The sequence below is a fragment of the Acinetobacter sp. QJM3NY_42 genome (assembly GCF_056173745.1).
In genome coordinates this window covers 2822583-2847665 of record NZ_CM149689.1, presented here as the reverse complement: position 1 = coordinate 2847665, position 25083 = coordinate 2822583, and the positions used below count along the sequence as shown (strand labels likewise).

The window sequence follows — 25083 nt, the reverse complement described above, 5'->3', positions numbered from 1 at the left end:
AATCTTTATGTCCAGAATTTAATATACAACTATCTTCAGAGACAGCTTATAGAAAAAGAGCAGGCTATAAAAAACCCTCAAGCCGAGTCTTGAGGGAGGAGAACTGCCATGGGGTCTTATTATTATTTGATTCATGAGCAACCAGGTTTAGCTGATTAATCAGGCAGACTTGGCAGATACAACATGCTGCTGCTCTACTTCTAACTCACGAACCAATGGCAAAACTTTTTCGCCGAAATACTCTATTTCTTCTATAAAATGTAAAAAGCCTGAGAGGATCAAATCAACCCCGGCATTTTTAAGCTCAATAATCCGTTCAGCAATTTGTTGGGGAGTACCAATCAGATTGGTCTTAAAACCATCATTATATTGCACCAGATCCTCAAAAGTGGATTTTGCCCAGTTTCCTTCGCCTTCACGACTGGCAGCTCCTCCCTCACGAGTAGCCTTCCCAAAAGCCTGTACTGTCTGAATGTCGGCCTGCTCGATAATCTCTTGTAATACTGCCTGCGCTTCTTCTTCTGTATCACGGGCAATAATAAAGGCATTTACCCCGACCTTAATTTGATGACCATTTAAAGCTGCTTTGGTACGCAAATCACTAATCTGTTTGACCAGTTCGTTAACGCTATTACCGTTGGTAAAATACCAATCAGACACACGTGCAGCCATATCACGTGCGGCTCGGGAACTTCCACCCTGAAATACCTCAATATGAGGCTGCTGTAGAGGTTTGGGTTTAAGGGTATAATTCTCAAACTGATAATATTTACCTTTAAAACTATACTGATCCGTAGTCCAGATCTCTTTTAAAGCTCGAATAAATTCTTCAGAGCGTACATAACGTTCATCATGTTCAGGCCAGATCTCTCCAATGGCATCAAATTCTCCACGAAACCATCCACTTACAATATTAACTGCTATACGACCTTGAGTCAGATGATCAATAGTAGCCAGCTGTTTGGCAGCCAGAGCCGGTTTCCAGGGACCTGGTAAAATGGCAGCAATGACTTTCAGCTTTTCAGTTTTTGCGAGAAGAGCATGGCTAAAGCTGACAGACTCATGCTGGTTTTCGGCGCCATAGCCTATTGTAAAACGAATCTGGGTTAATGCATATTCAAAGCCGTTTTGCTCGGCAGTCTGCTCTAAACGGACGTTATATTCATAACTCCAGTCGGTACGCTGCTCAATTTTACTCACCACTAAGCTGCCACTGACATTTGGAACCCAGTAAGCAAACTTCAGCTGCTGTGCTTGATCATCCTTCATAGTGATTTCCTTAAAAACTGTTAGGCCACATGAGTCTTCAGGTTTTTTGGATGCAAACGCGACTCTGCTGCATCTAGACTGGGTACAGCGACAGATGGCAAGACCTCTTCCTGCTCAATCTGTTTATTGATCCCCAAATTCTGGTTAGCCTGCTCAGTTTTGACTTTAACCAATTCTGCGCGTTGCCCTTTGGCTGGCGCCCACTCTAGAATTGGAAGTGCGCGGGCAACAGCCAGTGTAATACGATCTGTCAGCTGTTGACTCTGAATAGTATATTCTGGAGTAAAATCACGATCTGTGGCATAAACACCAATTGGTAAAGTCTGTGCCTGAAAAAAGCTAAACAATGGGCGTAATTGGTGTTCCAATACCAATGCATGGCGGTCGCTACCACCAGAGGCAGCCAATAATACAGGTACATCCACTAGCGCTGTCTGTTCGACAAAGTCAAAAAAATGCTTGAATAGGCCAGTAAAAGAGGCACGGTAGACCGGGGTCCCGACAATTAAAGCGTCTGCTGCTTCCACAGCAGCCAGATCATCCTGTACGCGCTGTGGAAGCTGGTTACGGTAAATTGCGCCTCCCAGTAAAGGCCCAATTTCACTAAATTTAATAAAGTGGATATTAATAGGTGTTGCCTCGCCGAGTTCATTTAATACCGCCTGAACCAGAGCTTCAGTTTTAGACGGTGTATTGAGACCACCTGAAACTGCAACAATATTAAGAGGCTGAACAGAAGATGAAAAATGATGTGTCATGTAAATAAACCTAAATAGCTCGCTAGTTACTATTTATTAACGGTCAGAAGCAGCCAGCCTGTAAAATAAGGAAATTAAAATAAGTTATCGTTTTTCAAGATATCTTTTAGATCAAAAAAAATTAAAATTTAAGTTATTGTTTTATAAAAATTTAATATAAACTGAGATTTAGGCAGCTCTAAAAATAGTAATTTATATGAAATTCTGATTTGAATTGAATAAAAATATCAAATACATTAAGAGCGCTTTATTATTGATCAGTTCTTGCTAGCTTGCACACTAAATTAGTGAAGAATTGCATATCCTTAATGTCATGAGTGCAGTTAGAATAAAGCTGTACTGTGCAAAGAGATCTCCTGTTTCGCTTATGAACATATTAATCGTTGATGATCATCCACTGTTCCGGCATGCCCTGATTCAAGCCGTGCGTTATAGCCTGCCACAGGCACAAATCTCTGAAACAGCTGCAGTAAATGAATTTTATGAACGTCTGGAAAAGGGTTCAGAACCAGATTTGGTCTTACTGGATTTAAACTTGCCCGGTGCTTCAGGTTTTTCAGCACTGGTTCATGTCCGGGCCCAATATCCTTCTATTCCGATTATTGTAGTCTCTGCTCATGAAGAGCTGTCAATTATTCAGCGTGCAATTGCACACGGAGCAATGGGCTATATTCCTAAATCTGCCCATCCAAGTCATATTGGCGAGGCAATTCGTCAGGTATTAGAAGGGGAAATCTGGTTACCACCGAATTTGCCTACCAACGTGAGCTTTGATCCGAGAGCAACTGATGAGACCGAACTTGCAGAGCGAATTCAGTCACTTACACCACAGCAGTTCCGTGTACTGATGATGGTTGCTGAAGGTCTGCTCAACAAGCAGATTGCTTATGAACTGGATGTTTCAGAGGCTACCATCAAGGCACATGTAACAGCTATTTTCCGTAAGCTGGGAGTACAAAACCGTACTCAGGCAGTATTGGCTATCAAGGCACTTAATATTGATGAAAAGAGAGTCTAATTTAAAATAGCTATAAAAATAAGGCCCATAAATAAGGCCTTATTTTTTGTACCGAATGTTTTAAGCCAGGCAGTCCTGTTTGGCCATCAGATCAGTGCAAAACAGCGGATTCAAGGCAAATTCTAAATCATCAATCTGATCTTGTGATACTTGTCCTTTTTCCTTTAAATAATTTGCTACACGATCATCACGCAGGCTCAAGAATGCTGCATCATATACACCAAGCTCGACAAATAAAGCCGCAGTTTCCAGACTGTTAAAACGGTCCAGAAAAATATCACCTTCATACATTAAGAAAATATGATCCGAATCAGCCTGAGGGTCTACCTTTAAATACTCGGCCAAATCATAAGGTGAAGTCTTAATAAAGAGCAGATCGGATAATTCATCAAACTGGGTCATATCCAATTGGTCCTGTCCGGTTTTTACCTTACCCAGCCATGCCTTAAAGACCAGTACCGCTCCACCACGCAGCAGCATACTCCAAAGCTGATGACGTGCAGCATCATCTAGACACTCAGATTCTGACTGTAGGACCTGAATCAGCTTTTCTTCCTGCTGGGCTAGCTTGTCAAATAAACCCAGACCTTGGGGCTGATAGGCAGCGGGAGCAAAAACATCAAATCTTAATGCTTCAAATACCTGAAGTGCCAGAGGAACTGCGCTGTGGTAAAGGGTATCGAGAGCCTGTAATTGGGGTTGGGCAAGCTTGCTATGTTTAAACAATTGCTGCCACTGGATTTCAGGTAATAGCGCATTGGCACTATAATCCCGATAAAACTGTTGTGAAGGCTGGGCACCGTGTCCGACAATTTCTGACATATTCATAATAGAATCCTTAGGTTTTTTCTCTGACCGGTTTTTTCATAATGCAGACAATGAGAAAACCTGATGTATATATCTATTTTATGAGGGTGGAGGGGGGTAAATAGAAATAAGACTAAAGTTGTATAAGATTAAAAATGGGTTTTTTATTTTTATAAAATCAATAACTTGTTTAATTGTAACTAAGTATACAAGTGTTCACTTTAAAATTGAGCAGCTTTGCCATAGAAAATTCACAGTTGAAATTTTTGGCCAGTTTTTCATCATTAAATTAGCTGTTTTTTGATTTATTCTGCCTGTCTTGCCCTTATATTTTGTCAGTTAACGCTGAAAATAGTTTTTCACAGTCTTTTTCACCAGCTTTATACTGGCAAAAGAGACTGTTCAATTATTTATAGATCAAGACTGATCACCTATGATTTTTAAACCCGATAACCAAGCGCGTAATGCTGCTGGTTTTAATGGTTTTTTCAATAAGACAATATTGTGCTGTTTTAAACGGTGAGGTAATTCAGGATCTGAATCTGCGGTAATCAACGCTACGGGTACAGGATGATGACGATGCTCAAGAATAAAGTCTAATCCTAATTGTCCCTGATTTAGATGTTGGTCAATCAGCCAGACCTGAATATTTTCCTGTTCGATAAGAGCAATTGCCTGTTGAGGTTCACGGGCTTTAAAGACCTGATACCCCCATTTTGTTAGTAAGGTTGACATACCTTCAAGGATAGTTTCGTCATTGTCCAGACAAAGAATGCGATAAGCCTTGGTTTTCAGTGGTGCCACCTGTACTGGGGCAGTTACTGTTTTGGGTGGCGCTACAATTGGAACTTCCAGAATAAAGCAGGAGCCCTTACCTTGGGTAGAGTATACATGAACCGGATAATCTAGCAGGCTGGTCATCCGCTGAACAATGGCCAGACCTAGGCCCAGACCTTGCTCACCCCAAGGCGAGGTATGCCCACACCGTTCAAATTCCTGAAAAAGTTTAATACGCTGTTCTTCAGCAATCCCGGGCCCGGTATCCCAGACGCCAATTCGGATATGGCCCGGTCGTTCACTGGAACGTAATACACCTAAAAGCACCCGGCCTTTAGCGGTATAACGTAAGGCATTACTGACAAAATTCTGTACAATCCGGCGTATCCACTGCGGATCTGTGTCTATCCAGAAGGGTGCATCGTGGACGTGAAACTGAATATTGCGCTGTGAAGCAATCGACTTGAACTGCAACTCCAGATCGCGTAGCAGGTCATGTAGAGGATAAGACTGCCGGTTTGGCTGCATATTGCCCCCTTCTAGTCGGGCAATATCCAGAAGAGCTGAAAGCATACTTTCAGCCCCATGCAGGGCCCGGTCCAGTTGCTGCAAAGTAGTACGATCTTCATCATTGTTAACGCTCTGCTCCAAAGCGGTACTAAACAGCCGGGCAGCATGCATTGGCTGTAATAGATCATGACTGGCAGCTGCAATAAAACGGCTTTTCGACATGTTCGCCTTATCTGCCTGTTCGCGGGCAAGTTGCTGCTCTGCTAGGGCATCTGCCAGCTGGCGGGTGCGGTCAATAACGCGTGCTTCCAGTATGGCTTCATTTTCCCGAAATGCAGTAATGTCGGCAAAGGTAGTCACGAAACCGCCTCCTTCAATTGGGTTGCCGCGCATCTGGATCACTCTACCATCCTTACGGATACGCTCAAACTCATGTGCGCTGCCGACCTGCATCCAGTGAATCCGCTTACGGACATGTTCTTCAATAGACCCGGGACCACATTCGCCACGCTCGGCATTATAACGGATCAGATCAGAAATCGGACAGCCGACATAAACCAGATCTTTAGGATAGTCAAACAGCTTCAGGTATTGGTTGTTCCACGCCACCAGACACATATTTTCATCGACTACACTTACACCTTGGGTCATGTGGTCAATCATGGTCATCAGCAGATTCTGGTTGAAACGCTGCCATTGCGAAGCTTGGTCCAGAATATTGGCCACCTGGCCTAATGCCAGGCCATTATTAACCATGGCCGTAGTAAGCAGGGTACGGGCTGAAGCGGCACCAATAGTACCGGCCAGATACTGCTCGGTAAAGCGCCACCACATACCGTTAGCAACACTATTTTCATTAAGAACCAGATTGTTCTGGGCACAAAATTGCTGAAAGGCATGCGTCGCTGGCCCTTCTCCAGTAATACGCCGCGCCAGAGTCATGAGGTCACCTACTTTTAAACGGACCGCATCCTGGTGCAAATAACTCATGTCAGTAGAAGCACTGTGTGCTGGTAAGGGTTTAGTTTCATAATAAAAGAAACTTTCAGCCTGAATCTGCTCAGCAATACTTGGGCGGTAAATTCGTGATACCCAGATATATAAAATAATATTGAGACCTAATGCCCAGATGACGCCATGCGTTAATGGCGCAAAGGATTCAAAGCCTAACAGGGCCTCCGGGCGTAACCAGTGCAGGCCGAGTGGTCCAGCCGTAAGGAACTGTTGGGCAAATTCAGTATAGCTTTCTGGCAGACTGCGCAAGATGGTAGGTAGCAGCAGGGTATAGGTCCACATAAAGAAACCAACAATCAGTCCGGCATACACCCCCTGACGGCTACCACCCCGCCAATAGAGTCCACCAATCAGGGCAGGGGAGAACTGGGCTACTGCACTAAAGGCCAGCAGGCCAAATACAGATAACTGGTCAATATCGTTAAAAAAATGAAAGAACAGGAAGCCCAGGAGCATGACACCCAAAATGCAGACCCGCCGGGTAAATTTAAGAACTTGCGGTAAGCGTTTGTCATGCCGGGAAATAATATTAAAACGCCATAATGCTGGCATGATCAGATCATTACTGAGCATAATGGAAAGTGCAACCGATGAGACCAATAGCATACCGGTCGAGGCAGAAAAGCCTCCTAAAAATGCTAATAAAGTCAGCCATTCCTGATTATAACTAAGTGGAAGGGAAAGCACTGCCACATCAGGTACGGTAAGAAAGTTTGGTGCAGCATGCAATGCCCAGCTGGCAATAGGAATAATTGCCAGTGTCGTTAAAATCAGATAAGCGGCAAACCAGCGACGTGCCCCGCGAATATGTTTTTCGTCGCGCAGCTCAACCACGGCCACATGGAACTGTCGTGGCAGGCAGATGATTGCCAGTGCAGCCAGCAAGGTCTGTACCCAGAAAGTTTCCGGCACACCAAATAGCTGTACTTCATAAAATGTCTTGGCAACATCACCAGAGACCTGCACAATATTTTCAGGAGCATCAAAAAGAAAAAAGAGTGCTACACAAAGTAGGGCAAACAGCTTAACAAAAGACTCAAAAGCGACAGCCAGCATCAGACCACCATGTTGCTCAGTATTGGCGATCTGCCGTGTACCGAACATCATTGCGAGTATAGCCAGAACACCGGTAAGTAAAAGCACACTGTTGGTAGTGGTATGTAAGGATTCATTCTGCGTTAGTATGACCGACGCACTCAGTGCAATGGCCCTGAGTTGTAAAGCCAAGTAAGGAATGATGGCAATAACAGCCAAAATAGTCACTAAAGAGGCAAGACTACCGCTTTTACCATAGCGGGCAGCTACAAAGTCAGCAATAGAAGAAATAGCATGATGCTGGCGTACCCGACCCAGACGCCGCCAGATATCATAGCCTAATCCGACGAATAGCAATGGCCCCAGATAGATCGGCAGAAAAATAATACCTTCACGTACTGCAGCACCAGTTGCGCCATAAAATGTCCAGGATGAACAATATACTCCGAGCGTCAGGCTGAATAACAACATACGGCCACGAGTACTTAAACGGCTGGCATGCTTTTCACCAAAAAATGCACAGACAAAAAGTATAAAAATATAAAGGGCCAGTACCCCGATGATCAGCCAGCTGTTCATATTGCTCACGGTCTTTATTGCTGCTTCTATGATACCTCAAGCGCAGGATAAACAGATGCCTGATCAGTATTTAAAGACCAAAGTCTAAGTTACGGGAACCCTACAATATTGTTAATTTTGTATACGTAAAAAAAAGATTAAAGATTGGACAAAAGCGACCAATAGCTTGGCCGCTGATTAAGGAGCAAGGTTATGGATGAGCTTAAGGTAGAACGAATTCTACAAAATCCAAAATTTAAAGAGATGGTGGCCAAGAAAAGAAATCTCAGCTGGACATTAACTGCAATTATGCTGTTTGTCTATGTTGGTTTCATGCTGTTGGTAGGTTATAACAAAGAATTCCTGATGAGTTCTTTTAGTGGCGGGGTAACAACTTGGGGAATTCCTTTAGGCCTCGGCATTATTGTCCTGTCATTTGTATTATGTGCAGTGTATTCATATATCGCCAATAACACACTTGATGAACTTAACAGAGAAGCTTTGAAAGAAGTCGAGGCAATCGCGCAAGAGTCTACGACTACTAAAGGAATGCACTAATATGAAATGGAATTCATGTAAAGCAAAAGTATTTGCTGCGTCCACATTTTTAACTTCTGGTCTGGCTATGGCTGGCCCTGATCTGGGTGCGGCTGAGCAGCAGGCTACGAATTGGCATGCAATTATCATGTTCGTGATTTTTGTTGGCCTTACATTGTTCATTACCAAATGGGCAGCCAAACAGACTCAGTCAACTCAAGACTTCTACACTGCAGGTGGTGGTATTTCGGGTTTCCAGAACGGTTTGGCGATTGCCGGTGACTTCATGTCTGCTGCATCGTTCCTGGGTATTTCTGCCATGGTGTTCAGTTCAGGATTCGATGGTCTGCTGTACTCGTTAGGCTTCATGGTTGGTTGGCCAATTGTTCTGTTCCTGATTGCAGAGCGTCTACGTAACTTGGGTAAATATAACCTGTCAGACGTGGTGTCATTCCGTCTGGAAGAAAAACCGGTTCGTACCTTGGCAGCAATCAGCTCACTGGTCGTGGTCGCGTTTTACCTCATTGCACAGATGGTCGGTGCGGGACAGCTGATCAAACTGCTATTTGGCTTGAACTATAATATTGCGGTTGTAATTGTTGGCCTGCTGATGATGGCTTACGTAATGTTCGGCGGCATGTTGGCTACCACTTGGGTACAGATCATCAAGGCTGTAATGCTGCTTTCTGGCGCAACTTTCATGGCATTTATGGTAATGAAAGGTGTTGGCTTCAGCTTTACCGCAATGTTTGACCAATCTATCCAGATTTTCGCTAAAGTCCATGATATTACACTGGCAGAAGCAGGCAAAATCATGGGACCAGGCAAACTGGCAGAGAACCCAATTGATGCGATTTCCCTCGGACTTGCATTGATGTTTGGTACTGCTGGTCTTCCACATATCCTCATGCGTTTCTTTACAGTAAAAGATGCAAAAGAAGCACGTAAATCAGTGGTTGTAGCAACAGGTTTCATTGGTTACTTCTATCTGCTGACCTTCATCATTGGTTTCGGTGCAATCTTGTATGTATCGAATAATCCACAATTCATTGATGTAGCGAAAATGGCGGTTACAGGCAAGTTAGAGCTTGTAGGCGGTAACAATATGGCTGCGGTCCATCTGGCTGATGCTGTGGGTGGCGACCTGTTCATGGGCTTCATTTCAGCGGTAGCATTTGCCACAATTCTTGCCGTAGTGGCTGGTTTAACCCTGTCAGGTGCTTCTGCAATCTCGCATGACCTGTATGCAAACGTATTTAAAAAAGGGCAGACTACGCCTGAATCTGAACTTCGCATGTCTAAAATTGCCACTCTGGGCCTTGCGATCTTTGCAATGATTTTAGGTATCCTGTTTGAGAAGCAGAACGTGGCCTTCATGGTAGGTCTGGCATTCTCGGTTGCTGCGTGTGCTAACTTCCCGGTACTTGTTCTGTCTATGTTCTGGAAAGGGCTGACGACACGTGGTGCAGTAGCCGGTGGTGTTGTGGGTCTGTCACTTGCTGTAATTCTGATTGTACTGTCTAAAGCAGTCTGGGTGGATACACTCGGTATTTCTGATACGCCAATTAACCCTTTTAATGGCCCTGCAATCTTTGCTATGCCACTTTCATTCTTCTGCTGCTGGTTGTTCTCTGTAACTGATAAATCAGCGCGTGCACAGCGTGAACGTAAAGAATTCGATGCCCAGTTTGTACGTTCTATGACTGGTATCGGAGCTTCCGGTGCTCAAGATCACTAATTAATTCAAATAAAGAGCCCCGCAATTGCGGGGCTTTTTATTAATTCATTATTTCTTGTCACCAATAATAGTTGACCAGTACAGGTCAGCAATTTCACTACCATTAAAATAAACAGTAGCTTTTAATGATTCAGGCTGGTTCTGGCGCACATCAATCATCTGGTTGTAGGTGTCACGTATTTTTAAATTACCCTCAGTAGGTAAATGCTTATAATTGTTAGATATGGTTTCAGCCATTTTAAAGGGTGTAGTGGTCTCAAAATTAAAGCTATAACGGAAATCTGCCTGGTAAGGCTGGCCAATAATTGTCCCGCTGGTGGTAAGAGTGCGTATTCCATTACTTCCGCTGCCATATTCATCGGCTAAACGGTAGTTATAGTTTCTGACTTGCAGGTACTCTTTACTGGTTTCATTATAGTTTGTTCCGCCAGCTGGTGCATTAGCATCCTTGCTGACCCGCTGAAATTCCAACTGATCAACCTGATAAGCCTTTTCTTTACCTGCTGTAGTTGTTGTTTCCCGATAGGAAATACTGCCTGAAATCAGGTAATCATCTTTCAGGCTAAAATCTACATTTGAACCATAGCGCACATTGGTAAATTTCAAAGTAGTGGTATCACCATTTACGGTTTGGGTAATACTTGAGCCCTGACGATAAGTTTTATCGAGAATAATACAGTTTTCCTTATCCTGTTTTAGGCTTAAAGTCTTTACTGAGCCATTCGTAATTACTTCTGCACAAAGTCGGTTTGGAAACTTGATGCTATTTAGACCCAGATTATAAATCTGTACCAGTCTGCCAGTCCGGCCATAAGGATAGTCTGCAAAAACCTCTCCAACCATGTGGCCTAATGCAACGTTATAGTCTGTCTCATTGCTGCGATCACCAGTGATTTTATCGCGAACCTTGTCCAGAATACTCTGGTCTTCAAAAGGCACGAATTCTTCTGATAATTCTGGCGAAATTGTTTCATTAGGCACATTTGGTGGTGTACTGATAGTAGCGTCATCGGAACTTCCGCCTCCTCCACAGGCTACCAGTAAAGTTGAGCTTAAAGCCAAGCCAAGTAAGCTAATCTGCTTTTTCATAAAATGTACTTCCTTAATTTTATTTGTTTTTTTAGACTTAAAAACGAATTAGAATTTTTACTCTAAAATTCTGGATATGGGTCTTTTTAATGTCATTGTTTTGTAAAAATTGAATAGACATAGGCTTCAGAGATATTTTTTAGATAAAATTTTAAAATTGTTGTTTTTAAAAGATTAATTGAAAGAAAAGCTGTAGACGTAGAGTTTACAGGCACAGAGTTAGTGTTACATTTCTTAATATAAGATTTTATAAATTTATACTTTCTTTTTATAAGGTCTCGCCACACTCCATTTAATTAATAAATAATAATGGCTACATCATAAAATGGCTGGGTTAAAAGCAAGCTTGCGTGTACTTCTTAGATTCTGGAAAGGTTTTCGTTTATTACCTTCCGCCCAGTTAGTTTTATTACAATTTTTTATACTGATTTTATCTTTGCTCAGCAATGATAGCACACCGTCTCGTTCTGTCACCTGGTTACTGGGCGTGATTGCACTATTACTAGTGGCAAAAATGATACGCCAGACTCCAGCCTACACCGCACTCGGTCTCATTTTTGTCGGTGGTGCTTTTATTTTTTCTGTGCCCATACTTTTTGGTTATGAACATGTGGGTCTGATCATTACTACCCATGCTTTTGAAGCAAGTGCCTATTTCTGTGCGGCTTATGGACTGATCCGCTATATGTTTGCTGACCGTTATCTTACTAAGGATGAGCTTTTTGCAGCGGCCGCAGTCTTTACCTTGATCGCTTGGGGTTTTGCCTTTCTTTATAACATCTGCCAACTGGTAGTTCCTTATAGCTTTCACAATCCAAATCGGACAGGGCCATTGCAAACTTGGCTGGATCTTCTATTTTTAAGCTTTAGCCTCCAGTCAGCTACGGGTCTTGCAGATCTGATGCCAGTCAGTCCGGCGGCACGTGTTCTGGCAATGTTACAGATGTTTGGTGGAGTAATGTATCTGGCACTTATCGTTTCAAGACTTATTGTGCTGCAATATATTTCACATTCACCCCGTACGAATAAAGACAAATCTTGAAAATTCTCCTTTACAGGAAGTTAACGGCTTTCATTTGTAAGTTAATTTAATATATCACTCTGAATACTGGTTCAGTATTCTTTGTCTTTACAATGTCTTAGCGGAATGCATGTTGACCGCAGAATCTGTCATTTTATTAAAAAAATATATGGGGGTAAATCACCTATGTCTTCCAAGTCCAAAGCTTGGTTTTCCAATGTTAATCCTAATGTGTTTATTAGCACGGTTGTGATTATCCTGATCTTTTTAGCTATTGTTATTTTTGCTCCCGATGCATTTGAACTTCTGACCAAAAAATTAAATCAGTGGATTACTGATTCTTTCAGCTGGTTTTATGTTTTATCGGTTGCCTTATTTTTAATCCTGCTAACAGGTATTGCTGTGTCTTCCATGGGCCGGATCAAACTTGGGCCAGATCATAGTCAACCTGATTATACCTATCCTTCCTGGTTTGCCATGCTGTTTACTGCAGGTATGGGGATTGGCTTAATGTTCTTTGGTGTTGCTGAGCCCATCATGCATTATGTCAGTCCGCCAAGTGGCCAGCCGGAGACCGTACTGGCAGCACAACAGGCTATGCGTGTTACTTTCTTCCATTGGGGTTTACATGCCTGGGCTATTTATGCAGTTGTTGGGTTGTCACTGGCTTATTTTGCATACCGTCATCAGCTTCCATTAAAAGTCCGCTCAGCCTTATATCCTTTAATTGGTAAGCGTATTTATGGACCAATTGGTGATGGAGTCGATACTTTCGCCACAATTGGGACCATATTCGGGGTTGCCACTTCTCTGGGTTTTGGTGTAACACAGATTAACTCGGGATTGAATTATCTGTTTGGCTGGGAGCAGAGTATTCTGACTCAGATTATTTTAATTGTTGTGGTAAGCAGTATTGCTTCACTCTCGGTCTTTTTAGGTCTGGATAAGGGCGTTAAGCGTTTATCTGAACTCAACCTCATTCTGGCATTGCTACTGCTGGCTTTCATATTTTTAACTGGCGCCAGCATTTATTTATTGCAGACCACCATCCAGACAGCAGGACAATATGTATCTAACCTGTTCAGCATGACTTTTAACTTATATGCCTATCAGCCTAATGGCTGGATTGGTGGCTGGACTATCATGTACTGGGCTTGGTGGATTTCGTGGTCACCATTTGTGGGTATGTTTATTGCCCGAGTTTCAAGGGGACGTACTGTTCGTGAGTTTATTGCAGGCGTATTGCTGATCCCTACAGGTTTTACAATTATCTGGATGGGATTCATAGGTAATGCAGCGCTATATAATGTGATGTTTGAAGGAAATAGCAGTCTGCTAGAAGCTGTAAAAACTGATTCTTCTGTAGCGCTGTTTGAATTCTTGACCCAGTTACCCTGGTCTGGAGTAAGTAGTATTTTAGCAACTGTTCTGGTCATGCTGTTTTTTGTGACCTCTGCCGATTCAGGCGCCCTGGTTACTGATTATCTCACCTCTAAAACGGATCAGTCTCCTGCCTGGCAGCGGCTGTTCTGGACAGTACTTATGGCGTTGCTGGCTATTATTCTGCTGATGGCTGGTGGTTTAGGTGCATTACAATCCGCCACTATTATGAGTGCTTTGCCATTTACCTTTATTATGTTGCTCATCTGCTGGGGGTTGCTCAAGGCATTAAGATTAGACAGTTTGAAAATGCAGGCTATTCAGGAGGCACGTATTACACCGCGTGCTATTCATAACCCGCGCAGCTGGCAACAGCGTCTGGGCCTAATTATGCATTATCCACATAGTCGTGATGAAGTAGAGCATTATATAAAGTCTACAGTTGCTCAGGCATTTCAGCATATTCAGCATGAGTTTAAACGTCGTAATCTTGAGGTGAGCATAGAAACTCTTGAGGACGGATTGCTATTAAGGGTGGATCATCGGAATGAGATTAATTTTATCTATAAAGTGGTTTCACGTGAAACTACACCTCCGAGCTTTATGACTGAAGCCCGATCAGCTACCGACCATGAATATTATCAGGCTGAGGTGTTTTTAAGAGAGGGAGGACAAAATTATGATGTTATGGAATGGACGCAAGAAGATCTGCTTCAGGATATTCTGGACCAGTATGAACGTCATCTTTACTTCCTGAACGTCATACGCAGTTAAATGCAATAATAAAAAGGACTCCAATGGAGTCCTTTTTTAGTTCCTTAATCTGTTAACAGATTAGAAACGGAATTTGGCGTTAACTCCTAAAGTTTGAGTATCTGCATCTATACCTACTGCGTTTGCATTAACATAGCTTGCGCCTACTGCAACTGCTGGAGTAATAAAGTAGTTAATGTTTGCTCCCCAAGCTGAATCCATTACATCAGTAAAATTAGATTCAGCATAAGAAGCGCCTACACTAAATTTTGGTGTAAAGTAGACATCAGTTTTTAACTGATATGCATTGTTGCTGTCTGCATGCATCATGGCGGCTTCAAAACCAACTGATGCATTTGTACCATCAACTGGGCCTACATATTTAGTGCGGGCAGTTACGATATCTTGAGAAAGACGCTGATTAGTAAAACCGGCAGTTGCAGCTTCACCTACAGTTTTTAGAATACCATTAGACATAATATTGTTGGCGTCTAGAGCAAAAGGATCAGCAATATTTGCATAGCCTACTGCTACCAGGAAATTAGGTGCCAGAAGTGCACCAAGCTCTAATGCATAACGATCGCCATTATTTTCAATAGAACCTAATTTTGTACCAAACTCAGATATATCTGTATCTGTTTTAGTGTGGCTATAAGCTGCACTGGTATATAACGGAATAACTGGAGTCGGAATATATGCTTCACCTTTTACGCCATAAGTGTGTGCTTCAGTATCCAGGCTCAAGGTACGATCTGCACCCAAGTCAAGATTACCATAGGTGTAAGCAAGAGAAATGTTAGAAGCTTGGTTTAAAAATGCGGCTTCAGCTAATGGCCCTTTGCTTGAATCTACATTTTTATAGTAGTAAGTTCCGGCTACTGAACCAGTAAAATCTTTATCATTGAGTGTGGCATCGATATATTCAGACTGTCCCTGAACCTCAAATTGATATGCTTGCGCACCGGTCATGGCTAATAGTAAAGCAGTGGCTAAACCGAGTTTTTTCATGATATTTACCAGTTTATTAAAAATGGATTAAACCCCTGCATTGTATTGTAACAATTTATTAAGTCAATGAAGTAAAAAGATATTATTTTATAGAGTAATTATACTAAATATGATAAAGAACATTTTTTACTCATTTGAAATAAAGTCTGTCAACCTTTTAAAAAGTTTCGATATAACAGTTAAGTAATACTTAATTAATGAATAAATTTTGGGAAAAAATAAGTCTTGAATAAGAATTTTATGATTGTTTTAACTGATTAATATAGAAGAATTAATCAATAATTCTAGAAATAAGAGAAGAATCAAATTGAAGTATTTTACATTTAATTTTTGGTAGGTTAGATGCTTTTTTAAGCACCCTATAAGCTAAAAACTTTAAATTAGAATTTATCTTAGTAGTTAGATTAAGATAAGACTTAGCTCTACAAAATTGTAAAAAGCGATAGATTTTCTAATCCTTATTAAATTAATCAACTTTACTTTATACATGAAAAATCACATAATATTTATATCAGATATATACAACTTATATCTGCACCACAGAATTTTTAAAACCGTATTTCTGGTTTATCCGCCCAGCTTTCCCCAAGGTTGGGCTTTTTTTTAACCTGAGTTTTATACTTAGACAGTGTGCTATTTTAAATTACAGTTAAAATAAGAAATTTGAGCTGTACATGCAAAACCAAAAAATGACTTGCGTAATTTTAAAAAAGTTTTAACTAAAAATAAGTAAATTTTAAGTAAAAAAAGGCCCAGCTTAAAAGAGATAACTGGGCCAGAAAGGATGCATAATATTTGGGAGATACATCCTGAGGAATTCAAATAAGTGTGATGAAAATCTCACTTATTGTTCTTAAATGTAGTATGCAACAGTTTTTTAAATGTGTTAAATTGATAATTAATATTTTAAAAAACGGTAAAACCAATTAATAGAAAAATTATAGAGTTAGAAAAAATATTAATCTTTAACTTGAAAAGGGATTTAAGCTAAATGAAACATTAGATAGTTGCAGAAAATATTTATCTTTTATCTTTCAGAAAAGTTATTAAAATTATGGTTCTGATTTTTTAATAAAATTTTATAAATTTTGTTTAAAGAAAAATATAGTGTATTTAAAAATATTCATATTTTTACTCACAGTTCTATGTATTCTGTAGAGCTCTTAGACTTTAAAACTAGAGTGATAAATTTTTAAACTATTGAAAAAAATAGAGTAAAAGGTAAAATAGCCCCTCTTGGGGAACAGGTTATTAATAACTTTCTATTAAAAAAACATCAGTAAAGTTTAAGTATTCTAAAGAAGCCATCTCTGCCCGAAACTTTTATGATCTTAAGTTTTTATAAAATATATTTTTGAATACTAGAATTTGTAATGGGATATGTTTGATGAAGAACCAGCTACGTTCAGAATATATTACCCGGCGTTTATTCTGGTCCATGTTGGTTATTATTTTTTCACTTCTTTTTATTTGTATTCCTCTGACTATAGACAGTTATCGTACTTACAAGAAAACAGACCTCGCTCTGACAGAAATTTCTGCACTACGTAATATGGCCGAGCTGACAAATATGATTTCACGAGAACGTGGCCCATCAAATAAAGTCATGTCGAGTACCACAGAAGAGTTTGCACAGAATCTCAGGGAACTAATTGAGTTTCGAAAATCAGTAGATAAACATATTGCTGAAACAGTAGATATTTTAAACAAGGCCGGCTTGTCGGCAGATGCTGAAAATGTATCTAAGAATGTGGTGCATTCGCTAGAGCAGGGTAGACAGGCTATAGATGGCTATATTGCTATTCCTCGCTCTAAAAGAACCTCTATACAGTTTGATCGGTCGATTCAGAAAATGTTTGCTGCTTGGGATAGCGCTCATCAGGTCTTAAAAAATGTCATTTCACATTCAGTGGGGAAAAATACCGTTATCTCTGATTATTATACCCTGATTTTAATTTTGACTGACCTGCGTGATCAGGCTGGACGTTTGGCCTCCAATATTATTGCAGCGGTCACTTTTCAGGAGAAAATTCCAGAGGAAAATCTTGCACGCTCTTTGCAGACCCAGTATCAGGCTTATTACTTATGGGATCTGATTAATTCTATTCAACAGGATAAATATAGAACACCCCAATATTTAAGACTACATGGTGAAGTTAAAACAGAGTTTCTGGAAAAAGCGATTCCAATGGTAAAAACGCTGATCAATGAAAGTATAAAAAATCAGCCGTACTCTATGACAGGAACCCAGTTAACTGAACAAATCGTTGATAAATTTTTGACAGTGGTTAATTTACAGGATTTTCTGCTGGATCATAGCATTAAAACAGCTGAAGAGGTACGCAGTAAGGCATGGAAAAAATTTATCCTGACTCTTTCTGTTTCTGTTATTTCTGTGTTTACCGCCATTTTTACTATGGTTTATGCACGCTATAAAGTATTTACCCCCTTAATCCGGGCACGCAATCTGATTTTAAAGCTTGCCGGTCATCAAAATGCTCGTATCCAGTCCTCAGATATTCTTTATCCACTCTCGCTATTTGAAGCCATACAAAAACTACAGGCACAGCTGGCCGAGCGTGATGTACTTGAATTACAACTGCGTAATATTGCCAATACCGATATTTTAACCGGAGTATCGAATCGCCTAGCATTGGATGAGCACATACAGTATCTGGAAAAGCATGTTAAACAATTAAGCCAGACTTGCCTGATTCTGGTAGATATTGATTATTTTAAACAGGTAAATGATCAGTACGGACACATTATTGGTGATCAAGTTATTCAGCTTGTTGCCAGTCAGCTTAAAAAAAGTGTACGTTCTTCGGATCTGATTATTCGTTATGGCGGAGACGAATTTATCATATTCTTGGAATATGTCGAGTTCGGTGCAGTTTTGAAAGTGGTAGAAAAAATTCGTGCTGAAGTCCAGCAGGCCCATCTTAAGCTTGAAAATGGTAACTCAATTTCTGTTTCAGTGAGTATAGGCGTCGCGACAGGCGCAGAAAACTGGTTAGAACTGCTGGAAAAGGCGGATCAGGCGTTATTCCGGGCAAAGGCAGCGGGACGAAATAGTGTTGCGTAGTAGGAGATTTAAATTCCCAAATTTTTAGAATACGCTAACCTAGGAATTTTTTTCTTATTGTATTTCGATGAATATTTTTATAAATAAAGCGGCTGTTAAAGCTATTGATAGAAACAACAGGGTATTGCTAAAAAAACCTTTATAACTATCTGACTGCATAAAACGTCTCAGTAAAAAATTATGAAGTTTAAAAATAAAAAAACGGTGAATATATCACCGTTTTCAATAGGGCTTTAACAGCTGAGGAGTCTATTTCAATAAAGGTTTCAAGAAACGGCCTGTATGTGAAATAGCTACTTCAGCAACCTCCTCTGGTGTGCCGGTAGCAATAATCTGGCCACCACCAGAGCCTCCTTCCGGTCCAAGATCGACCACCCAGTCTGCAGTCTTAATAACATCCAGATTGTGCTCAATCACTACAATGGTATTACCCTTGTTGCGTAGCTCATGCAGGATATCTAATAACTTGGCAATATCATGGAAATGCAGGCCTGTGGTAGGTTCGTCCAGTACATACAGAGTTTTCCCGGTATCACGTTTAGCTAATTCACGGGCCAGTTTTACCCGTTGAGCTTCACCTCCCGACAGCGTGGTTGCCGACTGGCCCAGACGGATATAACCGAGACCTACCTGAGTCAGTGTTTCCAGACGGCGATGAATTACCGGAATAGCCTCGAAGAATGCAGCTGCATCTTCTACCGTCATTTCCAGTACATCGGAAATATTTTTACCTTTATAGCCAACTTCCAGAGTCTCACGATTATATCGTTTGCCATGACAGGCATCACAGGGTACATACATATCCGGCAGGAAGTGCATTGCTACCTTAATCATGCCGTCACCTTCACAGGCCTCACAGCGGCCACCTTTTACATTAAAGGAGAACCGGCCAGCACTATAGCCGCGTGCTTTAGCTTCTTGTGTTTGGGCAAACAGTTCCCGGATAGGTGTAAATACGCCTGTGTAGGTTGCCGGGTTGGAGCGTGGGGTACGTCCAATCGGACTCTGGTCAATATCTACAACTTTATCTAGAAATTGCAGACCATCTATACTGTCAAATTTCTCTGGTGTTAAGGTTGTTGCTCCATTGAGCTGAGTAGCTGCCAGAGGTAACAAGGTCCGGTTAATCAGGGTGGATTTTCCAGAACCAGACACGCCAGTAACACAGGTCATTACACCTAGGGGAATGGTAAGATCAACATTTTTCAGGTTATGTCCTGATGCCCCTAACAGCTTAATTTGTTTTTCCGGTTTTGGCGGCTGAACACGCTGTTGTGGTACCGCGATTTTTAACTCACCAGAAAGATATTTGCCAGTCAGTGAATCTTTGTGCTGGCAAAGTTCATCGGCTGTACCCTCAGCAATTACATAACCGCCATGCACACCTGCACCTGGACCAATATCAATAATATGGTCAGCAGCACGAATGGCATCTTCATCATGTTCAACCACCAGTACAGTATTGCCCAGATCACGCAGACGAATCAGGGTTTGCAGTAGGCGGTCGTTATCACGCTGGTGCAAGCCAATCGAAGGCTCATCCAGTACATACATCACGCCCATCAGACCGGCACCAATTTGTGAAGCCAGACGAATACGCTGTGCTTCACCACCAGATAAGGTTTCTGCTGAACGCGCAAGACTCAGATAATTCAGCCCGACACTGACCAGAAAGTGAAGACGCTCACGAATCTCCTTGAAGATTTTGTCACCAATTTCACCTTTGGCACCTTCCAGATGCAGATGCTCATAATAATGTGCGGCATCACCGATCGACATGCGGGTAATCTGGCTGATGGTATGGTCCAGAATTTTTACATTACGTGAAATCTCATTCAGCCGAGAACCGTCGCAAACATCACAAGCAGCATTCGACAAGTATTGTGACAGGTCATCTCGTACATAATTACTTTCAGTCTCACGGTAGCGCCGTTCTAGATGTGGCAATACACCCTCAAAAGGCATAACCCGGTTATGACGGCGGCCACGTTCGTCCACATAGCTGAGATCAATTTTCTCACGCCCTGTACCATATAAAAACTTCTTCTGAATATCTTTACCCAAGTCTTTCCACGGGGTTTCCAGAGAATAATCATAATGGGCAGCTACTTTTTGTAGCATTGAATAATAATAAGGGCGCTGACGGTCCCAGCCACGGATTGCACCTTGGCTAATACTCAGCTCCGGGTTATGGATCAGTTTATCGGCACTGAAGTGGCTACGGGTACCCAGACCATCACAAGCTGGACAGGCACCAAACGGATTATTAAATGAAAATAACCGTGGTTCCAGATCACCTACCGCACGGTCACAGTCCGGACATGAATGTTTGGCCGAAAATACCCGGTCTGGATGTTCATCTTTCATCCAGGATAAAACTGCCAGATCTCCGCCGAGCCGTAGTGCAGTTTCAAAAGATTCAGCGATACGATTACCCAGGTCATCACGTACTTTGAAACGGTCCACAATTACTTCAATAGTATGTTTCTTTTTCTTGTCCAGTTCGGGTGGCGTATCAATTTCAATAATTTCGCCATCTACACGTGCACGGACAAAACCCTGACTTTGCAACTGTTCAAAGAGGGTAGAGTATTCACCTTTACGTTCACGTACTACCGGTGCCAGCAGCATCAAGGCCGTTCCTTCGGGCAAGGCTTTTACAGCATCTACCATTTCTGACACAGTCTGCGCCACCATTGGCAAGTCATGTTCCGGGCAGTACGGTGTACCTACACGGGCGTAGAGTAGTCGCAAATAGTCATAAATTTCTGTAATAGTTCCCACTGTAGAACGTGGATTATGACTGGTTGACTTCTGTTCAATTGCGATTGCAGGAGACAGGCCTTCAATTGCATCAACTTCCGGTTTTTCCATCTGGGATAAAAACTGACGCGCATAGGCCGACAATGACTCGACATAACGGCGCTGACCTTCGGCATACAGGGTATCAAAAGCAAGAGAAGATTTACCTGAGCCCGAAAGTCCCGTAATTACCACGAACTTGTCCCGTGGAATATCGAGTGACACATTTTTGAGGTTATGGGTACGTGCGCCTCGAATACGGATATGACTTTGACTCATGAATCGTCCTAAGTAAGCGTTTAAAACTCTATATATGGTAGCGCTTTAAAAATGTTCAAGCGTAGTTTTTATGATTTTAAAGCGTCAGTTTATGTCACATTGTTTTACTATTCACTTAAACCTTCAGGCCAGTCCCGCTGCCGGTAGGCACTGTCCCAAAAAATCCACTCCAGCTCAGCACCACGTTTATAAACTTGCTGCATTTTATTTAATGTCTCGTGATCACACTGCTGAGCCACCTGGTCCAATGTCATGATCACTTCCCTTACCGCATGATGAAACTCTTCACCCGCATAGGTATCAATCCAGGCCTGATAGGGATTGTCGGGCGCTGAATGCTCAACAATATATCTGCCGACTTCAGCATATATCCAGAAACAGGGTAACAGGGCAGCCAGAACCACCGGATAGCTTTCTGACCAGGCAGTTGCACTCAGGAATGATGTGTAATGATGGCAGGCTTGAGTCAATGGTGTAGCTGCAAATTGGGCTGGGCTAATACCGAATTTCTGCATGAAATCCTTATGCAGGCTACGTTCAAATACAATTGCTACCCGTGCAGCTTCAGAAAACTGAATCACTTCCTCGGCATTTGCAGCTTTGGCTGCACAAACTGCCAGGGCACGGCCGTAGGCAAGCAGATAATGTGCATCCTGAATAATATAATGAGTGAAGATTTTTTTGCATAAGGTTCCCTGCATCAGTTCCTGGTTGAAAGGCATCTTGAGGATTCGTTCATATAAACCCAGATTATCCCGCCACAGTAATTGTGAAAAATGCAATTTTATACTCCTGAAGGTAAGCGTTAAAAAATACTTAAAATATCCCAACACTATAGGATGTTATCTATAAGACCATGAGCTCTTGAATATAACTTAAACTTCTTAATACATCAGGTTGCTCACTGATCAAAAAGTTTTTACCGGCTTCAAAAAAAACAGGTCATAATTACTGGAACAAGATGCCGTAGACTTCTCCGGTTCAAACAGGTTTTAAAACATTCATTGTGAATAGGTTTATCCATGAAGCATTTCCGATTTTCCATTTTTTTTACGGTGGTGTGTCTTGCACTGTCAGCTTATTGGGGCTATACCCATGGGCCTCAAGCAGGCATAGAAACCATGTTCAAGGCTCTGACCATCACGGCCATCCTGGCAGTAATGGAGGTGTCCCTGTCATTTGACAATGCTGTAGTCAATGCCTCAGTACTACGTAACTGGGACCACTTCTGGAAAATGATCTTTCTGACAGTTGGTATCTTAATTGCGGTTTTCGGTATGCGTCTGATTTTCCCTGTGGTGATTGTTGCAGTCACTGCTGATATGGGATTAATGGAAGTGGTAAGACTGGCACTTAATGATCCAACGGCCTATTCGCAGCGGTTGATGGACCATCATGCTGAAATTGCTGCTTTTGGTGGAGCTTTCTTGCTTCTGGTTTTTCTGAATTTCTTCCTGGATGAAGGTAAAGATACTCACTGGTTTCGCTGGCTGGAGCGACGCTTAACCAGTTTGGCCAGCGTACCGGCCATGTCTGTATTTATTGCACTGATTGCTTTGCTGGTAGTGGCTGCCAATGTAGACGAGACAAAACGTCTGGTCGTAACTATGGCTGGTATCTGGGGAATTGTAATTTATATCGGGGTACAGGTACTTAGTCATCTGCTAGGCGGTGAACCGGAAATTGATGAAGAAGGCAACGCTGTTACACATGACAGCACGGGCGCAGCAACCGGTGTAGTAAAAGCAGGTTTCGGCGGTTTCCTGTATCTTGAAGTGCTGGATGCATCTTTTAGCTTTGACGGTGTAATTGGAGCTTTCGCAATTACCAGTGATGTAGTTATTATTATGCTAGGCTTGGCAATTGGTGCAATTTTCGTCCGCTCTATGACTATTTATCTGGTCGAAAAAGGCACACTGGATGCTTACATCTATCTTGAACATGGTGCGCATTATGCAATTGGCGCACTGGCCATCATCATGCTGGCAAGTGGCACAGGCGTACATATTCCTGAAGTGGTAACCGGCCTGATCGGGGTGGCATTTATTGTCTGGGCAGTACTGGCTTCAATCCAGTATCGTAAACGGACAGAACGTCTTGGTTAGGATATATTTTTAAACTCAGAATAAGTTGAAGGGTATAGTCATATACCCTTTTTTATTGTCATTAATATCGTTATTTCGAATAACAGAGCTACGCGCTTTGAGCTGCTTTATCTTATAATTCATCTTATTTTCTAATAAGCCTGTTGCTATGATGAATGCCTTAGAACGCCGTTCAACTTTTGCCTTAAGCAGTATCTTTGCTTTACGCATGTTGGGCCTGTTCATGATTATTCCTGTATTCTCTGTAGCAGGGCAGTCATATCAGTATGCGACACCAGCATTGTTGGGCCTGGCTGTGGGTGTTTATGGTCTGAGCCAAGCGATTCTTCAAATTCCATTCAGCTTGCTGGCAGATCGATTCAGCCGTAAACCTCTTATAGTGATTGGCTTGTTGTTGTTTGCTCTGGGCGGTGCAATTGCTGCCATGTCAGAGACTATCTATGGCGTGATTATTGGCCGTGCTATTGCTGGGGGTGGTGCAGTTTCAGCAGTAGTGATGGCTTTACTCGCCGATGTAACCCGTGAAGAGCAGCGTACTAAAGCAATGGCTGTGATGGGCATGAGTATCGGCCTGTCGTTCGTAGTAGCTTTTAGTCTGGGTCCTTGGCTTACAGGAATTGTCGGTATTTCCGGCCTGTTCTGGGTAACCACAGTCATGGGCCTTCTGGCGATTCTAATGTTATTCATGGTGCCTAAGGTCACTCGTCATCATAAGAATTTTTCCCAAGGCTATTTGCAACAGCTTAAGCAGGTCCTGAAAATGGGTGATCTGAACCGTCTGCATTTTTCAGTATTCAGCCTGCATTTGCTGCTTACCGCAATGTTTGTATATATACCTTCACAGCTGATTGAATTTGCCCATATTCCGCTTGCCAGTCATGGCATGGTCTATTTACCGCTTTTGGTAGTTAGTCTGTTTTTTGCTTTTCCCAGTATTATCCTGGCGGAAAAATATCGCAAAATGCGTGGAATCTTTTTGACGGCAATTACTGGAGTTATATTAGGCCTGCTGATCATGATTTTTGGCTTTGAGTCTAAATATATCCTGCTGACCGGCCTTGGGTTTTTCTTTATTGCTTTTAATGTGATGGAAGCATTATTGCCGTCCTGGCTGTCCAAATCTGCACCTTTGCAGTCTAAGGCTACCGCCATGGGTGTCAATGCCAGTGGCCAGTTTCTGGGTGCCTTTTTCGGAGGAACACTGGGCGGTTTCCTGCTGACTTTGCATAATACTTCTCTAGGCTGGAGTATCCTGACAGCAATTGCCATAATCTGGTTATTCATCAGTTTTGGTCTGGCTCAGCCACGCTATTTAACTTCACTGGTTTTAAGCTTGCCAGAAATGCAGGAAACAGATGAATGGACTTCTAAGTTATTGGCGATTCGTGGTATTGAAGAGGTCGTGGTGATGCCTGAACAGCAACTGGCCTATATTAAAGTCGATAAACAGCAGGTGGATGCAGCTGCTCGACATAATTTGACGCAGTTGTTGGGTAAAGAGGTAGCCATTTAAGCATAACTCTTATAAAGTAAAACATAG

General features: G+C 42.0%; 16 protein-coding genes. 8 read left to right on the top strand and 8 right to left on the bottom strand.

Annotated elements, in window-relative coordinates; genetic code table 11:
• Window positions 1-159: 159 nt before the first annotated feature.
• Together sfnG and msuE are read right to left on the bottom strand one after the other, a co-directional pair.
• On the bottom strand, window positions 160-1269 hold the full coding sequence (gene sfnG, locus AC0VYT_RS13535; RefSeq protein WP_005017879.1) for a dimethylsulfone monooxygenase SfnG: 1110 nt from the start codon (window positions 1267-1269) through the stop codon (window positions 160-162).
• Window positions 1270-1289: 20 nt separating this feature from the next.
• Window positions 1290-2027 carry an FMN reductase gene (gene msuE, locus AC0VYT_RS13530; RefSeq protein WP_005017880.1) on the bottom strand — a complete coding sequence of 246 codons (738 nt, stop codon included), beginning with the start codon at window positions 2025-2027 and terminating at the stop codon, window positions 1290-1292.
• 367 nt (window positions 2028-2394) lie between these two features.
• Here msuE and AC0VYT_RS13525 point away from each other — a divergent pair, with 367 nt between their 5' ends.
• A complete protein-coding gene (locus tag AC0VYT_RS13525) occupies window positions 2395-3045 on the top strand; it encodes a response regulator (RefSeq protein ID WP_005017881.1) in 651 nt (216 codons plus the stop codon).
• A gap of 60 nt (window positions 3046-3105) precedes the next feature.
• On the opposite strand, the gene AC0VYT_RS13520 is transcribed toward AC0VYT_RS13525, so the two are convergent.
• Both AC0VYT_RS13520 and AC0VYT_RS13515 read right to left on the bottom strand, forming a co-directional pair.
• Complete coding sequence (locus AC0VYT_RS13520; RefSeq protein ID WP_005017882.1) at window positions 3106-3873, bottom strand: hypothetical protein; 768 nt, start codon at window positions 3871-3873, stop codon at window positions 3106-3108.
• Window positions 3874-4269: 396 nt separating this feature from the next.
• Window positions 4270-7767 (bottom strand): hybrid sensor histidine kinase/response regulator, encoded by a 3498-nt coding sequence (locus AC0VYT_RS13515; RefSeq protein ID WP_005017883.1) that lies wholly within the window; start codon window positions 7765-7767, stop codon window positions 4270-4272.
• 192 nt (window positions 7768-7959) lie between these two features.
• On the opposite strand from AC0VYT_RS13515, the gene AC0VYT_RS13510 reads away from it, so the two are divergent.
• Together AC0VYT_RS13510 and AC0VYT_RS13505 are read left to right on the top strand one after the other, a co-directional pair.
• Window positions 7960-8304: a DUF485 domain-containing protein gene (locus AC0VYT_RS13510; RefSeq protein WP_005017884.1), complete on the top strand. Its 345-nt coding sequence runs from the start codon at window positions 7960-7962 to the stop codon at window positions 8302-8304.
• 1 nt (window position 8305) lies between these two features.
• Entirely contained in the window at window positions 8306-10021 is a 1716-nt protein-coding gene (locus tag AC0VYT_RS13505; protein ID WP_005017886.1) for a cation acetate symporter, read from the top strand.
• Window positions 10022-10069: 48 nt separating this feature from the next.
• Here AC0VYT_RS13505 and AC0VYT_RS13500 read toward each other — a convergent pair whose 3' ends face one another.
• Window positions 10070-11110 (bottom strand): hypothetical protein, encoded by a 1041-nt coding sequence (locus tag AC0VYT_RS13500; protein ID WP_005017888.1) that lies wholly within the window; start codon window positions 11108-11110, stop codon window positions 10070-10072.
• Between the two features lie 346 nt (window positions 11111-11456).
• Here AC0VYT_RS13500 and AC0VYT_RS13495 point away from each other — a divergent pair, with 346 nt between their 5' ends.
• On the top strand, window positions 11457-12152 hold the full coding sequence (locus tag AC0VYT_RS13495) for an ion channel (protein WP_005404650.1): 696 nt from the start codon (window positions 11457-11459) through the stop codon (window positions 12150-12152).
• A gap of 165 nt (window positions 12153-12317) precedes the next feature.
• Complete coding sequence (locus AC0VYT_RS13490; RefSeq protein ID WP_005017893.1) at window positions 12318-14285, top strand: BCCT family transporter; 1968 nt, start codon at window positions 12318-12320, stop codon at window positions 14283-14285.
• A 60-nt stretch (window positions 14286-14345) separates the two neighbouring features.
• Here AC0VYT_RS13490 and omp33-36 read toward each other — a convergent pair whose 3' ends face one another.
• Entirely contained in the window at window positions 14346-15275 is a 930-nt protein-coding gene (omp33-36, locus tag AC0VYT_RS13485) for a porin Omp33-36 (protein ID WP_262451551.1), read from the bottom strand.
• Window positions 15276-16659: 1384 nt separating this feature from the next.
• Between omp33-36 and AC0VYT_RS13480 the strand changes: the two genes are divergently transcribed.
• The gene (locus AC0VYT_RS13480; RefSeq protein ID WP_005017898.1) at window positions 16660-18357 is read left to right on the top strand and encodes a GGDEF domain-containing protein; all 1698 of its coding nucleotides are present in this window, start codon (window positions 16660-16662) and stop codon (window positions 18355-18357) included.
• Between the two features lie 249 nt (window positions 18358-18606).
• Here the strand turns inward: AC0VYT_RS13480 and uvrA are convergent, their stop codons facing one another.
• Both uvrA and tenA read right to left on the bottom strand, forming a co-directional pair.
• Window positions 18607-21438 (bottom strand): excinuclease ABC subunit UvrA, encoded by a 2832-nt coding sequence (gene uvrA, locus AC0VYT_RS13475; protein WP_005017900.1) that lies wholly within the window; start codon window positions 21436-21438, stop codon window positions 18607-18609.
• Window positions 21439-21545: 107 nt separating this feature from the next.
• On the bottom strand, window positions 21546-22220 hold the full coding sequence (tenA, locus tag AC0VYT_RS13470; protein ID WP_005017903.1) for a thiaminase II: 675 nt from the start codon (window positions 22218-22220) through the stop codon (window positions 21546-21548).
• Between the two features lie 240 nt (window positions 22221-22460).
• Between tenA and AC0VYT_RS13465 the strand changes: the two genes are divergently transcribed.
• Window positions 22461-23543, top strand: a complete 1083-nt coding sequence (locus AC0VYT_RS13465) for a DUF475 domain-containing protein (protein WP_005017906.1) — start codon at window positions 22461-22463, stop codon at window positions 23541-23543.
• Window positions 23544-23691: 148 nt separating this feature from the next.
• Window positions 23692-25056 (top strand): MFS transporter, encoded by a 1365-nt coding sequence (locus AC0VYT_RS13460; protein WP_005017908.1) that lies wholly within the window; start codon window positions 23692-23694, stop codon window positions 25054-25056.
• Window positions 25057-25083: the final 27 nt, after the last annotated feature.

Excerpts from the sequence above, each read along its gene's own strand:
- AC0VYT_RS13505 (WP_005017886.1), top strand. The coding sequence starts at position 8,306 with ATGAAATGGAATTCATGTAAAGCAAAAGTATTTGCTGCGTCCACATTT.
- AC0VYT_RS13490 (WP_005017893.1), top strand. The coding sequence starts at position 12,318 with ATGTCTTCCAAGTCCAAAGCTTGGTTTTCCAATGTTAATCCTAATGTG.
- msuE (WP_005017880.1), bottom strand. The coding sequence starts at position 2,027 with ATGACACATCATTTTTCATCTTCTGTTCAGCCTCTTAATATTGTTGCA.
- AC0VYT_RS13500 (WP_005017888.1), bottom strand. The coding sequence starts at position 11,110 with ATGAAAAAGCAGATTAGCTTACTTGGCTTGGCTTTAAGCTCAACTTTA.
- sfnG (WP_005017879.1), bottom strand. The coding sequence starts at position 1,269 with ATGAAGGATGATCAAGCACAGCAGCTGAAGTTTGCTTACTGGGTTCCA.
- AC0VYT_RS13520 (WP_005017882.1), bottom strand. The coding sequence starts at position 3,873 with ATGAATATGTCAGAAATTGTCGGACACGGTGCCCAGCCTTCACAACAG.
- AC0VYT_RS13465 (WP_005017906.1), top strand. The coding sequence starts at position 22,461 with ATGAAGCATTTCCGATTTTCCATTTTTTTTACGGTGGTGTGTCTTGCA.
- AC0VYT_RS13525 (WP_005017881.1), top strand. The coding sequence starts at position 2,395 with ATGAACATATTAATCGTTGATGATCATCCACTGTTCCGGCATGCCCTG.
- AC0VYT_RS13510 (WP_005017884.1), top strand. The coding sequence starts at position 7,960 with ATGGATGAGCTTAAGGTAGAACGAATTCTACAAAATCCAAAATTTAAA.
- AC0VYT_RS13480 (WP_005017898.1), top strand. The coding sequence starts at position 16,660 with ATGAAGAACCAGCTACGTTCAGAATATATTACCCGGCGTTTATTCTGG.
- uvrA (WP_005017900.1), bottom strand. The coding sequence starts at position 21,438 with ATGAGTCAAAGTCATATCCGTATTCGAGGCGCACGTACCCATAACCTC.
- AC0VYT_RS13460 (WP_005017908.1), top strand. The coding sequence starts at position 23,692 with ATGATGAATGCCTTAGAACGCCGTTCAACTTTTGCCTTAAGCAGTATC.
- AC0VYT_RS13515 (WP_005017883.1), bottom strand. The coding sequence starts at position 7,767 with ATGAACAGCTGGCTGATCATCGGGGTACTGGCCCTTTATATTTTTATA.